We start from the raw sequence: 12,844 nt of genomic DNA, 5'->3' as shown, positions 1-12,844 counted from the left end.
GGAATTCCGATGGCAAGCAGCAAATCCAGCAAGAAGGTGCCGAAGAAGGCCGAACCGGCCAAGGACAGCGCCTCCACCAAGGCCAAGGGCAAGAGCACGTCCAAGGCTGCGTCGAACCCGGCGCCCACCCTGGCGCCGCTGGCGCTGGCCGATGTGCGTTCGAAGATCGACCAGATCGACCGCGACATCCAGAGCCTGATCGCCGAGCGCGCACGTTTCGCCCACCAGGTCGGCAAGGCCAAGGGCAAGCTGGCCGCTGCCGTCGACTACTACCGCCCCGAGCGCGAAGCGCAGGTGCTGCGCATGGTGGTGGACCGCAACGAAGGCCCGCTCAGCGATGAGCTGCTGGTGCACGTCTACCGCGAGATCATGTCGGCCTGCCTGGCCCAGCAGGAGCCGCTGAAGATCGGCTACCTCGGCCCGGAAGGCACCTTCAGCCAGCAGGCGGTGCTCAAGCACTTCGGCCGCTCCGCGCTGGGCCTGCCGATGGCCAGCATCGAGGAAGTGTTCCAGGAAGTGGAAGCGGGCAACGCCGATTTCGGCGTGGTGCCGGTGGAGAATTCGGGGCAGGGCACCATCCAGATCACCCTGGACATGTTCCTGACCTCCAACCTGAAGATCTGTGGCGAAGTGGAACTGCGCGTGCAGCAGTACCTGATGTCGCGCAGCGGCCGCATCGAGGACATCGAGCGCATCTACGCACACCCGCAGTCGTTCATGCAGACCTCGGCGTGGCTGCGCGCCAACCTGCCGAAGGCCGAGAAGATTCCGGTATCCAGCAACGCCGAAGGTGCGCGCCGTGCGCGCAACGCCGACGACGCGGCTGCCATCGGCGGCGAGAGTGCCGGCCACGTGTACGGCCTGAAGAAGGTGGTCACCAAGCCGATCCAGAACGATGCCGACAACACCACCCGCTTCCTGGTGGTGGGCCGTAACATCTTCCCGACCTCCGGCCACGACCGCACCTCGGTGCTGGTGTTCATCCATGACAAGCCCGGTGCGCTGTTCGACGTGCTCAGCCCGTTCGCCCGCCACGGCATCAGCATGAACCGCATCGAGTCGCGGCCTTCGCACCACGGCAAGTGGGAGTACGGCTTCTTCATCGACCTGGCCGGCCACATCGACGACGCGCCGATGCAGGCCGCACTGGCCGAACTGGAAGCGCACTCGGCGCAGATCAAGGTGCTGGGCTCCTATCCGGTGGCCGTGCCCTGAGTGCTGCTGCGGCGGCCATGGCCGCCGCTCCCTGATGCATCGCCGGCGCTGCCGGTGTTTACGGAATGATCGAACGATGAGCAACGCGCAACACTGGATTGCCCGCAAGGGCCAGCCGCTGCAGGGCAGCCTGACCATTCCCGGCGACAAGTCGGTCTCGCACCGCTCGGTGATGTTCGCCGCGCTGGCCGATGGCACCTCGCATATCGAAGGCTTCCTGGAAGGCGAAGACACCCGCGCTACCGCGCGCATCTTCAGTCAGCTGGGCGTGCGCATCGAAACCCCCAGCGCGTCGCAGCGCATCGTGCACGGCGTCGGTATCGACGGCCTGAAGGCGCCGGATGCGCCGCTGGACTGCGGCAACGCCGGTACCGGCATGCGCCTGCTGGCCGGGTTGCTGGCGGGCCAGGCGTTCGACTGCACGCTGATCGGCGATGAGTCGCTGTCGGGCCGACCGATGCGCCGCGTCACCGGCCCGCTGTCGCAGATGGGCGCGAAGATCGACACCCAGGATGACGGCACGCCGCCGCTGCACGTGCATGGCGGCCAGACGCTGCACGGCATCGACTTCGCCTCGCCGGTGGCCAGCGCGCAGATCAAGTCGGCGGTGTTGCTGGCAGGCCTGTACGCACAGGGCGAAACCAGCGTTGTCGAGCCGCACCCGACCCGCGACTACACCGAACGCATGCTGTCCGCGTTCGGCGTGGACATCGAATTCTCGCCGGGCAAGGCGCGCCTGCGCGGCGGCCAACGCCTTCGTGCCACGGATATCGTGGTGCCGGCCGACTTCTCGTCTGCGGCGTTCTATCTGGTGGCTGCCAGCATCATTCCGGGCTCCGAGCTGCGCCTGAAGCAGGTTGGCCTGAATCCGCGCCGTACCGGCCTGCTGCACGCGCTGCGCCTGATGGGTGCCGACATCACCGAAGAGAATCCGGCCGAGCAGGGCGGTGAACCGGTGGCGGACCTGGTGGTGCGCTATGCCCCGCTGAAGGGTGCACGCATTCCGGAAGAACTGGTGCCGGACATGATCGACGAGTTCCCGGCGCTGTTCGTGGCGGCAGCTGCTGCAGAAGGCCAGACCGTGGTGACCGGCGCCGCCGAGCTGCGGGTGAAGGAATCCGATCGTCTCGCAGCGATGGCCACCGGCCTGCGCGCGCTCGGCATGCAGGTGGACGAAACCGAAGATGGCGCCACCCTGCATGGTGGCGTGCGCCTGGGCAGCGGCACCATCGAAAGCCACGGCGACCACCGCATCGCCATGGCGTTCGCCATTGCCGGCCAGATCAGTGACGGGGAAGTGCGCATCAACGATATCGCCAACGTCGCCACGTCCTTCCCGGACTTCGACGGCCTGGCCCGCAGCGCCGGATTCAACCTGGCCTGATCGTCACTGCATCCGCCGGGTCATGCCCGGCGGATCGCAATGCCCGGCAGGTGCCAACCTTGGTTGGCATGCTCACATCTTCTGGTAGGTGCCAACCTTGGTTGGCATGCTTTCCCGCATAAAAGGACGGAGGCCGAAGCCTCCGTCTAAACATCACGAACCCCTCGTCCGCGATCAACGCTGCTCGGTACGGAAATCCACCGGGACCCGCACTACGCTTGCTACTGCGCGGCCGTCATGCACCGCCGGCTGGAACTTCCAGTTCTGCACGGTATTGAGCACCGCACGATCCAGATCGCGACTGCGCTCGCCGCTGCGCGAGACGATCGCAGCGCTGGCGACATTGCCGCGGGTATCGACATTCAGGCTGGCGATCACGCTGCCCTGCACGCCGCTACGCAGCGCGGCGGCGGGGTAGGTGGGCATGCGGTTGCTGGCCAGCGGGCGGGCTTCACGATTGCGCACTACCGGCGCGGCCTTCCGCGAAGCAGTAGCCGGGGTTGCCTGGCGCGCGGCAGGGGCCGCTGCATCCGTCACCGCGGGCTGCTCAGGGGCCGGCAGCATGCGCTCACCGACCGGCGCCGGTGCCACGTCTTCCTGGTTCGAATGACGCAGCCAGAGCAGGGCGCCGGCAAACATCGCCACGATCAGCGCGATCCACATCCAGAGCGACGTGGGCTTGTGCTGCGCGCTTGAATCCTCCGGCAGCTGCGGCGAATGAAGGTCTTCGTGGGTGGTGGCGGTCATCGCAAACTCCTTCCGTCAATGGACGACGTGGGCAGTGTTGCCCGAGCCACGGACGGGAAGTGTCAGCGTTGCGTCAACGCCACCGGCAGGGTTCAGTTTGCCTGCCGGGAAGTGTTCAGTTATTGCGTCTTGAAGTCGAACGGCACTTCAATGCTGCCGGGTACGGCCTGGCCGTTGCTCTGCGCCGGAGTGAAGCGCCAGCGGCGCACAGCGTCGGTGGCGGCACGGTCGAGCTCGCGTGAACCGCTGCGCTGGATCACCGTGGCATTGTTCGGATAGCCGGTGGCGTCCACGTCCACGCGTACCACCACCGTGCCGGTTTCACCGGCGCGCAGGGCGGCGGCGGGATAGGACGGCGGCGGCGACTGGCCGGCAATCGGCATCGGCTGGCTGTTGCCGGTGGCCGCCGGCGCAGGGCCCGGTGCAGCCGGAGCCGCTTCAGCCACGGGAGCGGGCGGTGGCGGGGCCGTTTCCACCAGCTTCGGCGCTTCTTCCTCTACCGGTGCCGGCTTGGCATCGGGCATGTCGCTGGAACCGGCGGCAGCGGCCAGCGGTTCCGGCAGGGGCTCGATCTGGGCGGTTTCCTGCGGGGTCTGGGCAGCCGGATCGGCGCGGAAGAACTCCTTGTCGCGACCGGTCAGCCAGACCAGCACGAACAGCAGTACGCCCACGCCGAAGGCGATGCCGGCGATCTTCAGGGCGTTGCGCGGGATATGCACAGTGAACGACTTGGCGGACGACGAGCGGGGTGCAGACATGGACCGGACCAGTACGGAATGGCTCGATTCTGCCACGGCGGGAATGAACCGGGCGGCAGAAATCCGTATAACAAGCGATAATCCCATCCCTGATACCCACCACGACACCTGCCATGCTTGATCCAGCCCTGCTCCGCCACCAGCCCGCCGACCTCGCCGAACGCCTGCGCACCAGCCGCGGCTTCGAGCTCGACGTGTCTGCCCTGGAGTCCCTGGAGGCTGATCGCAAGCGCATCCAGGTGCGGACCCAGGAGCTGCAGAGCCTGCGCAACAGCCGTTCCAAAGCCATCGGCCAGGCCAAGGCCAAGGGCGAGGACGTCTCGGCCATCATGGCCGAGGTCGCAGCCTTCGCCGACGAGCTGAAGGCCTCGGAAGTGGCGCTGGACGAGCTGCGCGAGAAGATCGAAGCGATTTCGATGGGCATCCCGAACCTGCCGGCCGATGACGTGCCGGCCGGTGCCGACGAGAACGACAACGTCGAGCAGTCGCGCTGGGGAACCCCGCGCCAGTTCGATTTCAAGGTGCTCGACCACGTCGAACTGGGCGCCCGCAACGGCTGGCTGGACGGCGAGACCGCGGCCAAGCTGTCCGGCTCGCGCTTCACCGTGCTGCGCGGCCCGATCGCGCGCCTGCACCGTGCGCTGGCCCAGTTCATGGTCGACCTGCACACCGGCGAGCACGGCTATGAGGAAACCAACGTGCCGCTGCTGGTCAACGCCGATTCGCTGCGCGGCACCAGCCAGCTGCCGAAGTTCGAGGACGACCTGTTCAAGACGGCCGTGGGCGATTCCACGCGCTACCTGATCCCGACCTCGGAAGTGCCGCTGACCAACATCGTGCGCGACGAGATCGTCGACGCCGAACGCCTGCCGTTGCGCATGACCGCCCACTCGATGTGCTTCCGTGCCGAGGCCGGCAGCGGTGGTCGCGACGTGCGCGGCATGATCCGCCAGCACCAGTTCGAGAAGGTCGAGCTGGTCTCGATCAGCCGCCCGGAAGACAGCGATGCCGAACACCAGCGCATGACCCGCTGCGCCGAAGTGGTGCTGGAAAAGCTGGGCCTGCCGTACCGCAAGGTGCTGCTGTGCACCGGCGACATGGGCTTCTCTGCGGTGAAGACCTACGACCTGGAAGTCTGGCTGCCGTCGCAGGAGACCTACCGCGAGATCTCCTCGTGCTCGAACTGTGGTGATTTCCAGGCCCGCCGCATGCAGGCGCGCTGGCGCAACCCGGCCACCGGCAAGCCGGAACTGGCGCATACCCTGAACGGCTCGGGCGTGGCCGTCGGCCGCGCGATGATCGCGGTGATGGAGAACTACCAGAACGCCGACGGCAGCATCACCGTGCCGGAAGCCCTGCGGCCGTACATGGGCGGACTGGAAACCATCGCCTGATTCCCTGATCGGGCGGTGCTGCGGCTCCGGTGGGTGCCATGCTTGCATGGCACCGAATCCACGCATGGCGTGGATCTACTGGAGGATGTTGCAGGCGCTCGGCATGATTTCACCGATGCCCCAGCAGATCCACGCCGTGCGTGGATGAACCGCCGTGATCACTCCACAGCGCGCAACTTCTCCAACGGCACCCATCCCGGGTCGCCGGCCTCCGGCACGCACCACGCCCAGCCATTGAGCGTGCGCTGCCCACGCAGCAGCTGCCCGGGATCCACATCCAGTTCCCGCGCGCAGTAGTCCTCCGTGGCAAACGCGCCACCCTGCGCGTCGCGACCGATCACCGGCGCCGGCACGAAACCGGGGTGCTGCCCCTCGGCCTCGCACAGGAACCAGTCATCCCAGCCCTCCGGGCCTTCATGGCGTTCGCCCACTACCAGCGCCTGGCCGCGGCGCAGGGTGATCGGGTGCCGAAATTCGCTGCGGTGCGCAGTGGTCACGATGTAGTTCATGGCCCCAGCCTAACGTGCTGGTGAGCGCCGCGCATGGCACCGATCCACGCATGGCGTGGATCTACTGATGCAAAAAAAACGGCCCCGCAAAGCGGGGCCGCCAGGGTGGGCCGGGATGGGGGAGGGGATCCACGGCCCGCGTTCAGCGCCTCGACGAGGAGAGAGCGGCGCCGAACGCTGGAACGCTTATGCAGCGACGGCTTCGACCACTTCGTGCGACGGCAGGGCTGCCAGTGCACCGGCAATCGCGTCTTCGCGGTGCTGCGGCGAGTAGGCGATGCCCTCGGCGCGCACGAACTCGACCTCGTTGACGCCCATGAAGGCGAACACCTGGCGCAGGAACGGCTCCTGGAAGTCGGCCGGCGAGTCGGTGTAGATGCCGCCGCGGCTGCTGGCGATGATCACCCGCTTGCCACCGGCCAGGCCCACCGGGCCGTTCTCGGTGTACTTGAAGGTGCGGCCGGCCACGGCCACGCGGTCGATCCAGGCCTTCAGCGTGGAAGGAATGCTGAAGTTGTACATCGGCGCGCCGATCACCACGATGTCAGCCTCCAGGAACTGCTGCATCACCTGTTCAGCATCGGTCGCCTCGGCGGCATCGGTCTTGGCCAGCGAGCTGCTGCGCAGATGCGGTACCGGATTGGCGTCAAGATCGCGATAATCGACCTGCAGGCCATCGATCTGGCCCGTGAAGCGGGCGACCACGGCGGCCGACAGCTGGCGCGAGACGGAATTGTCGCCAAGCACGCTGGCGTCGAGATGCAGAAGCTTCATGGCAGTCACCTATGTTCTGGAGGGAAGGGGCGGGGTGGCCCCGCCGACGGAGAGAACGATAGGTTGTTGCAAAGGCGGGATAAAGGTGATTGAATGCCACGTATTGTTCTAGATATGGAACTCGGGCATGCATGACCTGAATGATCTGTACTACTTCGCGATGGTGGTCGACCACGGCGGATTCGCCGCCGCCGAGCGCGCCTTGGGTATCCCCAAGTCGCGACTGAGCCGCCGCATCAGCCAGCTGGAAACCGACCTGGGCGTGCGCCTGCTGCAGCGCTCCACGCGCCGTTTCGCGGTCACCGATGTCGGCACCAGCGTGCACCGCCATGCGCAGACGATGCTGGCCGAGGCCCAGGCCGCGCGCGAAGTGGTGGACCGGCTCAGCGCGGAACCGCGCGGCGTGGTCCGCGCCAGCGTGCCGGTGTCGCTGGCGCAGATGCAGCTGCCCAAGCTGCTGCCCAAGTTCCTTGAGCAGTACCCGAAGGTGCGCCTGCAGCTGAACATCAGCAACCGCCGCGTGGACATCATCAATGAAGGCTACGACGTGGCCCTGCGCGTGCGTTCGCGCTTGGACGATGACGGCAGCCTGGTGATGCGCAGCTTCGGCCAGGTGCAGGAATTGCTGGTGGCCAGCCCGAAGTACCTGGACCGCGCCGGTCGCCCCAAGGACCCGGAAGAGCTGACCCAGCACGTCACCCTCAGCATCAGCGAAGACGAAGCCCGCCAACGCTGGGAGCTGCACGGGCCGGAAGGCGAAGTGCGCCGGGTCGACCTGCAGCCGCGCGTGGCCGGCTTCGACTTCCCGTTGCTGCAGAGCATGGTGAAGGACGGTTTCGGCATCACCATGCTGCCGGAAACCGTGTGCGCCGACGCCGTGCGCAACGGCGAGCTGGAAGTGGTGCTGCCGGACTGGTCGCTGCCGCAGGGCGTGTGCCATGCCGTGTTCGCCTCGCGCCGCGGCCTGCTGCCGGCGGTACGCGTGTTCATCGACTTCCTGGCCGAACATCTGCCGCCGCAACTGGAGGCCTCGCGTCTGGATTGCGGTGGCGCCTGTGAAAAGGCCAAGGAGCGGATCAAGGCCAGTGCGCTGGGCGCGTTGGCGGTGGACGCGGGCTGAGGGCTGCTGCACCGCTTCCGTGAAGAAAAGCCCCGGCGAGGTTCCGGGGCTTTTTGCTTCAATGCGACGGTGTCATCCGCACGCCCAGTCGATCTTCATCTGCTGCAGATCCAACTGTGCGTTGCCGCCACCGAAATTGAAGCCGCCAAAACCCTCCTCGAATTCGAGGTAGTAGGGGCCGAACTCAGGGTAGCCCTGCTGGGGCTGCATCGTTCCACCGAGGTGGGCAATGGAATCCCATCGACTCAGGTTCAGTTCCTCACCGCGCTCGCTGAATGCTTCGATGTATCCACTGATGGCGCATTCGCTTTCCCACTCCCGCGGTGATCTCCCAACGTTGGGATCGTCAGCGCGGATGCCTGTGCTGATCGGCAATGCAACGGCCTCGCTGGAGACGCCTCCGATTCCTGCGCCCGGGATGACGGCATTTCCGTTCCCGGTGTACAGCCATCGCTCGTAGAAATAGCTCGCGTAGTCCTGCCCGATCCAGCTCGGAGGGGCATCCAGCAGGGCTGAATTCAGCTTGGGCGGCAGGCTCAGCTCGCCATCAAACTCCTGCTGTGTAAGGCAGATGGCGCAGAATTGCGTTCCAAGGATGTCTTCCATGCTGCGGCTGTGCGCATGCTTGGCTTGGCGATGCTGCCAGAAGGGCAGCAGGTCGCTACCCTCTGGCGGGGTTGTGGAAAGGGGAGAGGCGAAGTACTTCGCGATTTCCTCGACGGTGCAGAGCTCCTCCTGCTGATCGTCGACGAACAGGGAGATAGCAACCAGATCATTTCCCTTGGTTCGGTACTCCGAGGGCAGGTGCAGCGTAAAGGCGTGCCGCAGCGGGTGCCCGTTGCTGGAACTCAAAGGCCATTGTTCAGCGGTGATGCCTGGAGGAAGGCCCAGCGTCCAGCCTCCGGCCCATTCGCTGCCCCGGCCTGCTTTGGGGAGCACGCGCTGGGGGCCAAGCGCTATGTCAAAGGCCTTGGTCAACGTCGGATCGAATATGGGCGATGCAGGCTCACAGTAGGTGGCGTTCGGGTTCTCTAGACGAATGCTCTTTACCGTGTTGTCCCGCGTGTTCACGTTCGCGGCCACCTGCAATCCGTCATCCGTGATGAAGCCGTAGGTCGCCCATCCCTCGCATGCGTCCTCTGGCTCTTCCGGCAGTACAGCGAGACGAGGAGTGTTGGCGAGAGCGTCGCCGATGGCCATGCCCGTACGCAGGTCCTCGACCAGCACCGTCTTGGGCATTGAACAGGCGAAAATGACGTATCCAATGACTCGATCGCTATCCAGTCGAACGAAGACGTCCTTGCTCAGGCAAGTCAGATGACCTTGTTCATCCGGCTCCTTCCATCGGGCGCCCAGAAGTTGGGCCAAGGCGCCTGAAGGCATGCCCGGGCGTATGTTCAGGAGGCTGGAGTTGTCCATGCGGGTGGAACTAGAGGGAATTGGTCACTCTAGCCAGCCGGGGCGTGGGAAGGCTATCGGATTAGTTGCAGATGGACGTGGCGTAGGGGTCTTGGGCAAATCGCCCGGCCGTGCGAGAATGCGTGCCCGGCCAGCAGGCTGGGCCGATGCGGAGAGATGGCCGAGCGGTTTAAGGCACCGGTCTTGAAAACAGTTGTAGGAAGCTTGGCAGAGTGGTCGATTGCACCGGTCTTGAAAACCGGCAACCCGCAAGGGTTCCAGGGTTCGAATCCCTGAGCTTCCGCCAATAAAAACAAACACTTAGCGCAGTTCTGTGAGCGCGCAAAGGGTTTGTCAAAAGCGACAAAAAGCCCCGCCAGTCGGGGCTTTCTTGTAGTTGGGCAAAAGGTGTGGCGTAAGCACACCATAAGCAGTTCGCGTGACAACTACCTACGAAGCTCAGTCTGCTGCCAGTGTGTGAATGATCGGGCATGCCCCTTTCATGCCAGACGATTCGCACTCGCGCATCAGGTCAGCAAGCGCCTTGCGCATCGCAGTCAAGTCCGCGAGCTTGGCATCAATGATTTGGAGCTTGTGAGCAGCAAGGTCGAGCGTCTCTGCGCATGCGCACGCTTCCTCGAGCCTCAAGAGACCGGCGATCTCGTCCAGTGTGAATCCTAGAACCTGCGCGCGGCGGATAAATCGTAGACGCTTGACTTGCTGCGGCGCATAGCGGCGATGACCGCCCAGAGGCTTGGGTGGCTCATCCAGCAAGCCTCGCCTCTGGTAGTACCGGATCGTCTCGATGTTCACGCCAGCCGCATTTGCCAGCTTGCCGATAGTTAGCTCTGCCGCCATCAAATTCCCCTTGATCCCGTACCTAGGTACAGCATTTAGAGTAGCACCAGGCAGATAGGTTCAAGGAGACTCTTATGGCACAACTCACCGGCAACGGCTCATTGATTGCGGGTGCCTTGGCCGCAATCGGTGCCTCGGTGTGCTGCGTCGGCCCTCTCGTGCTGTTGACCCTCGGCATCGGCGGTGCATGGGTCAGCAGCCTGACCGCACTTGAGCCATATCGACCGATCCTCATCGGACTGACACTGGTGTTCCTCGGGCTTGCGTTCCGCAAGCTCTATCTAGTGCCTCAGGCCTGCGCGCCAGACACGCCTTGCGTTGATGCACGAACGCGCAAGCGCCAGCGACTAGTGTTCTGGATCGTTACTGTGCTGCTCTTCGCCTTGTTGTCGGTGCCGTGGCTGGCCCCACTGTTCTACTGATAGGAGGTTGTTCCCATGCGCCGATTGTTAATTACCACGCTTGCAGCGCTTCCGTTGGCGGTGTTCGCCGGTACGCCGAAGACGGTCACTCTTGATGTCCAGAACATGACCTGTGGCACATGCCCAATCACGGTCAAGAAGTCGCTCGAAAAGGTCGTTGGCGTGAGCGCGGTGAAAGTTGATTACGACTCGAAGACCGCCACGGTGACGTATGACCCTGACAAGGCGCAGCCGCAGGTGCTGACTACAGCGACGACAAACGCCGGTTATCCCTCCACAGTGCGGAAGTGATACTACTATGGATGCCGTTGTCCTTGAGTCTGTGCTTACGTGTCCGCATTGTGGCTTCGCAAAGAAGGAAACCATGCCAACCGATGCGTGCCAGTTCTACTACGAGTGCGAGAATTGCAAAATTCTGCTGCGCCCAAAGCCGGGTGACTGCTGCGTATTCTGCTCGTTCGGATCAGTGCCTTGCCCGCCGATCCAGACTCAGAAACAGTGCTGTGGTTAGTACGCTGGGCTTATGCGCTCCCGGTTGAACCGAGCTAACCACAAGCCCATCAATCGGTTAGCGGGCAAGCCCGAATAACTCCGTGTTTGTCGTTCCTTATCCGCTGGCATGCGCGCCGCTGCAGGCCACTTGCCGTGCTCGCTAGTACCCTAGCGGCGGCGGTGTGGTGATCGTCGCCCCAGCCGCCCGCTACGCTCGCGCAGCCGCACAAACGACAACGGGTGCCAGCGGCACCCGTTGAAGGCAGCGTCGGACAGGTAGGAGCACAACCCGCCTCGCTGCTGCATCCGATTGATTAACGTGCATCGGCATGCTGTGGCACGGCCCGGCTTCTCTAGTACCGGGCACCGCTGCACCGCTGACGACGATAAGGGCGGTGCAGGGTTTTTCAGATGCCGTCGTCGTCTTGTCTGCTCCTGCATCCTTGCCGGTTCGGTTGCGGGGTGCATAGGCGCAAGCGCTGCACGTCCTCCGACCAAAAGAGCTGACCACAGCGCATGCACTTCCGCCAGCCGACATAGCGCACCACGCGCGGCGGCTTGTGGTCAGCATCAAGCACGGGTTCGCGTCGCGCTCCGTCGTCCTGCGGCCACATGCGCGGCTCTACGAAGCCTTGGAAATTCGGCTTCATCGCAGCAACCCCCAGCCAGCAGTCCCGGCGCGTGCGGTGCCGTCGTCGATCCAGTTCATCACGCAGTGCAGCACCACAGGGCCATCGACCGGGCACATGCGACCGTCAGCAATGGCAGCGCCGAGCATGTCACTGACCCAGCCTCGCATCTCGTCGGTCGCACCTTGCGAGCGCTCCAAGTGCTTGAGGCGGGCGAGCATGCCCTTGGCGCTGCTGATGCTCATGTGGTTACTCCCGTGCCTCGCGCAGCGCCTCGCCCAGCTTGAAAGCGCGGAGCAGGTTCAGCGCGTCGCTAGTCTCGCGGGCTGCATGCGCCTCGATGCGGCGCTGCTGAATCTGTTGCAGGTCGTCGGGCGTTACCGTGTGCTTGACGGGCGCGTTCTCGCGCGGGTCGGTGTGCAGGTTCTTCATTGCAGGGTTCCTTTCAATGGGCCGATTGCTTGCAACAGGCGCGCGGCCTGCCAGCGCACGGCAGGGTCGTCGCAGTTGAGGATCGCGGCGTAGCAGGTCTCGACAATCAGCTTGAGATCGGCTTGCCCCTGCGGCGTGTCGATCGGGCGCTCGATCTTTGGCCGCGCCCAGCCATTCAGCGGAATGCTGTCGGTGTCATAGATGCTCATGCTTGTTTCTCCTCCAGCGCGATAAGGCGCGCTTCCAGTTCATCAACGGCACGGATGCCCGCCACCGACTGGATACAGTCGATAAGCAGCTTTCCGGTCTCCGGGTCAATCGCGCCTTCCGCCACCGACGCGAGCACCTGATTGGCCTGCTCGTGCAGGGGCGCGTCCGGGGTCAGTTCAAACGTCACCTTTTCAGCGCGGGCACGGAGCGGAGGCGACAGACGTTGCAGCACCATGTTGGCGGCCTGCATATCACCGGCAAGCGCAGCGTCCATGACCACACGGGCCACCGCGCTACCTTCCTTGGCAAGCTCGTCAGCGATGACGTTCTTCTTGTTCCGCGACCCGACCGGCCTGCCCCGAGGATTTCCGCTCACTCCGGGCAAGAACCCGCCACGGTGCGGCGGCTCCTGCGCAGCAGGGGAGTCCTGCCATGTCTTGAGCCATTCAGGCGTTTGGGATTCGGACACTTGATTACCTCCGCTTGATGTTGTTGATTGCAG

17 protein-coding genes and 1 tRNA gene are annotated in these 12,844 nt (G+C 64.5%); 8 read left to right on the top strand and 10 right to left on the bottom strand.

Translation table 11 applies throughout. The features are described from left to right. Positions 1–9 precede the first annotated feature (9 nt). Together pheA and aroA are read left to right on the top strand one after the other, a co-directional pair. Positions 10–1,215 (top strand): prephenate dehydratase, encoded by a 1,206-nt coding sequence (gene pheA / locus CKW06_RS15135; RefSeq protein ID WP_024956386.1) that lies wholly within the window; start codon positions 10–12, stop codon positions 1,213–1,215. Between the two features lie 76 nt (positions 1,216–1,291). Continuing rightward, a complete protein-coding gene (gene aroA, locus CKW06_RS15130; RefSeq protein ID WP_024956387.1) occupies positions 1,292–2,599 on the top strand; it encodes a 3-phosphoshikimate 1-carboxyvinyltransferase in 1,308 nt (435 codons plus the stop codon). Positions 2,600–2,773: 174 nt separating this feature from the next. Here aroA and CKW06_RS15125 read toward each other — a convergent pair whose 3' ends face one another. Together CKW06_RS15125 and CKW06_RS15120 are read right to left on the bottom strand one after the other, a co-directional pair. After that, positions 2,774–3,346 (bottom strand): energy transducer TonB, encoded by a 573-nt coding sequence (locus CKW06_RS15125; RefSeq protein WP_024956388.1) that lies wholly within the window; start codon positions 3,344–3,346, stop codon positions 2,774–2,776. A gap of 119 nt (positions 3,347–3,465) precedes the next feature. Continuing rightward, positions 3,466–4,104, bottom strand: coding sequence for an energy transducer TonB (locus CKW06_RS15120; RefSeq protein WP_005410179.1), 639 nt, complete (start codon positions 4,102–4,104; stop codon positions 3,466–3,468). Positions 4,105–4,217: 113 nt separating this feature from the next. Here CKW06_RS15120 and serS point away from each other — a divergent pair, with 113 nt between their 5' ends. Then, positions 4,218–5,498 carry a serine--tRNA ligase gene (gene serS, locus CKW06_RS15115; RefSeq protein WP_005410178.1) on the top strand — a complete coding sequence of 427 codons (1,281 nt, stop codon included), beginning with the start codon at positions 4,218–4,220 and terminating at the stop codon, positions 5,496–5,498. 158 nt (positions 5,499–5,656) lie between these two features. Here serS and CKW06_RS15110 read toward each other — a convergent pair whose 3' ends face one another. Together CKW06_RS15110 and CKW06_RS15105 are read right to left on the bottom strand one after the other, a co-directional pair. After that, a complete protein-coding gene (locus tag CKW06_RS15110; RefSeq protein ID WP_024956389.1) occupies positions 5,657–6,007 on the bottom strand; it encodes an SH3 domain-containing protein in 351 nt (116 codons plus the stop codon). Between the two features lie 186 nt (positions 6,008–6,193). Further along, complete coding sequence (locus CKW06_RS15105; RefSeq protein WP_024956390.1) at positions 6,194–6,781, bottom strand: FMN-dependent NADH-azoreductase; 588 nt, start codon at positions 6,779–6,781, stop codon at positions 6,194–6,196. A 127-nt stretch (positions 6,782–6,908) separates the two neighbouring features. Between CKW06_RS15105 and CKW06_RS15100 the strand changes: the two genes are divergently transcribed. Then, positions 6,909–7,901, top strand: a complete 993-nt coding sequence (locus tag CKW06_RS15100; RefSeq protein ID WP_005410175.1) for a LysR family transcriptional regulator — start codon at positions 6,909–6,911, stop codon at positions 7,899–7,901. Positions 7,902–7,973: 72 nt separating this feature from the next. On the opposite strand, the gene CKW06_RS15095 is transcribed toward CKW06_RS15100, so the two are convergent. After that, the gene (locus tag CKW06_RS15095) at positions 7,974–9,320 is read right to left on the bottom strand and encodes a DUF7256 domain-containing protein (RefSeq protein ID WP_024956392.1); all 1,347 of its coding nucleotides are present in this window, start codon (positions 9,318–9,320) and stop codon (positions 7,974–7,976) included. 198 nt (positions 9,321–9,518) lie between these two features. Here CKW06_RS15095 and CKW06_RS15090 point away from each other — a divergent pair. Then, positions 9,519–9,606, top strand: a tRNA-Ser gene (locus CKW06_RS15090). 152 nt (positions 9,607–9,758) lie between these two features. Here CKW06_RS15090 and merR read toward each other — a convergent pair. Then, entirely contained in the window at positions 9,759–10,157 is a 399-nt protein-coding gene (merR, locus tag CKW06_RS15085) for a mercury resistance transcriptional regulator MerR (RefSeq protein ID WP_024956393.1), read from the bottom strand. A 74-nt stretch (positions 10,158–10,231) separates the two neighbouring features. Here merR and CKW06_RS24285 point away from each other — a divergent pair, with 74 nt between their 5' ends. From CKW06_RS24285 to CKW06_RS23990, 3 genes are read left to right on the top strand one after another with little or no spacing between them, the layout of a single operon-like run. Next, positions 10,232–10,579 (top strand): mercuric transporter MerT family protein, encoded by a 348-nt coding sequence (locus CKW06_RS24285; RefSeq protein ID WP_024956394.1) that lies wholly within the window; start codon positions 10,232–10,234, stop codon positions 10,577–10,579. Between the two features lie 15 nt (positions 10,580–10,594). Next, positions 10,595–10,870, top strand: a complete 276-nt coding sequence (gene merP, locus CKW06_RS24280) for a mercury resistance system periplasmic binding protein MerP (RefSeq protein WP_024956395.1) — start codon at positions 10,595–10,597, stop codon at positions 10,868–10,870. A 7-nt stretch (positions 10,871–10,877) separates the two neighbouring features. Next, complete coding sequence (locus tag CKW06_RS23990; RefSeq protein ID WP_071534228.1) at positions 10,878–11,090, top strand: GDCCVxC domain-containing (seleno)protein; 213 nt, start codon at positions 10,878–10,880, stop codon at positions 11,088–11,090. A gap of 627 nt (positions 11,091–11,717) precedes the next feature. Here CKW06_RS23990 and CKW06_RS15065 read toward each other — a convergent pair. The 4 genes from CKW06_RS15065 to CKW06_RS15050 are packed head-to-tail and all read right to left on the bottom strand — an operon-like array spanning position 11,718 to position 12,811. Beyond that, entirely contained in the window at positions 11,718–11,945 is a 228-nt protein-coding gene (locus CKW06_RS15065; RefSeq protein ID WP_024956396.1) for a hypothetical protein, read from the bottom strand. Positions 11,946–11,949: 4 nt separating this feature from the next. After that, a complete protein-coding gene (locus tag CKW06_RS15060; protein ID WP_024956397.1) occupies positions 11,950–12,132 on the bottom strand; it encodes a hypothetical protein in 183 nt (60 codons plus the stop codon). Then, complete coding sequence (locus CKW06_RS15055; RefSeq protein WP_024956398.1) at positions 12,129–12,341, bottom strand: hypothetical protein; 213 nt, start codon at positions 12,339–12,341, stop codon at positions 12,129–12,131. Before CKW06_RS15055 ends, CKW06_RS15060 begins: the two co-directional genes overlap by 4 nt. Then, on the bottom strand, positions 12,338–12,811 hold the full coding sequence (locus CKW06_RS15050; protein WP_024956399.1) for a DUF5681 domain-containing protein: 474 nt from the start codon (positions 12,809–12,811) through the stop codon (positions 12,338–12,340). The genes CKW06_RS15055 and CKW06_RS15050 overlap by 4 nt, the downstream gene beginning before the upstream one ends. Between the last annotated feature and the right edge of the window lie 33 nt (positions 12,812–12,844).

This window comes from Stenotrophomonas maltophilia, from assembly GCF_900186865.1.
GTDB lineage: Bacteria > Pseudomonadota > Gammaproteobacteria > Xanthomonadales > Xanthomonadaceae > Stenotrophomonas > Stenotrophomonas maltophilia.
Note: the sequence above shows the minus strand (reverse complement) of the source record. Positions and strands in the feature narration are given on the sequence as shown.

Bases quoted from the DNA above. Each gene is read 5' to 3' on its own strand.
- pheA (WP_024956386.1), top strand. From the start codon at position 10: ATGGCAAGCAGCAAATCCAGCAAGAAGGTGCCGAAGAAGGCCGAACCG.
- aroA (WP_024956387.1), top strand. From the start codon at position 1,292: ATGAGCAACGCGCAACACTGGATTGCCCGCAAGGGCCAGCCGCTGCAG.
- CKW06_RS15125 (WP_024956388.1), bottom strand. From the start codon at position 3,346: ATGACCGCCACCACCCACGAAGACCTTCATTCGCCGCAGCTGCCGGAG.
- CKW06_RS15120 (WP_005410179.1), bottom strand. From the start codon at position 4,104: ATGTCTGCACCCCGCTCGTCGTCCGCCAAGTCGTTCACTGTGCATATC.
- serS (WP_005410178.1), top strand. From the start codon at position 4,218: ATGCTTGATCCAGCCCTGCTCCGCCACCAGCCCGCCGACCTCGCCGAA.
- CKW06_RS15110 (WP_024956389.1), bottom strand. From the start codon at position 6,007: ATGAACTACATCGTGACCACTGCGCACCGCAGCGAATTTCGGCACCCG.
- CKW06_RS15105 (WP_024956390.1), bottom strand. From the start codon at position 6,781: ATGAAGCTTCTGCATCTCGACGCCAGCGTGCTTGGCGACAATTCCGTC.
- CKW06_RS15100 (WP_005410175.1), top strand. From the start codon at position 6,909: ATGCATGACCTGAATGATCTGTACTACTTCGCGATGGTGGTCGACCAC.
- CKW06_RS15095 (WP_024956392.1), bottom strand. From the start codon at position 9,320: ATGGACAACTCCAGCCTCCTGAACATACGCCCGGGCATGCCTTCAGGC.
- merR (WP_024956393.1), bottom strand. From the start codon at position 10,157: ATGGCGGCAGAGCTAACTATCGGCAAGCTGGCAAATGCGGCTGGCGTG.
- CKW06_RS24285 (WP_024956394.1), top strand. From the start codon at position 10,232: ATGGCACAACTCACCGGCAACGGCTCATTGATTGCGGGTGCCTTGGCC.
- merP (WP_024956395.1), top strand. From the start codon at position 10,595: ATGCGCCGATTGTTAATTACCACGCTTGCAGCGCTTCCGTTGGCGGTG.
- CKW06_RS23990 (WP_071534228.1), top strand. From the start codon at position 10,878: ATGGATGCCGTTGTCCTTGAGTCTGTGCTTACGTGTCCGCATTGTGGC.
- CKW06_RS15065 (WP_024956396.1), bottom strand. From the start codon at position 11,945: ATGAGCATCAGCAGCGCCAAGGGCATGCTCGCCCGCCTCAAGCACTTG.
- CKW06_RS15060 (WP_024956397.1), bottom strand. From the start codon at position 12,132: ATGAAGAACCTGCACACCGACCCGCGCGAGAACGCGCCCGTCAAGCAC.
- CKW06_RS15055 (WP_024956398.1), bottom strand. From the start codon at position 12,341: ATGAGCATCTATGACACCGACAGCATTCCGCTGAATGGCTGGGCGCGG.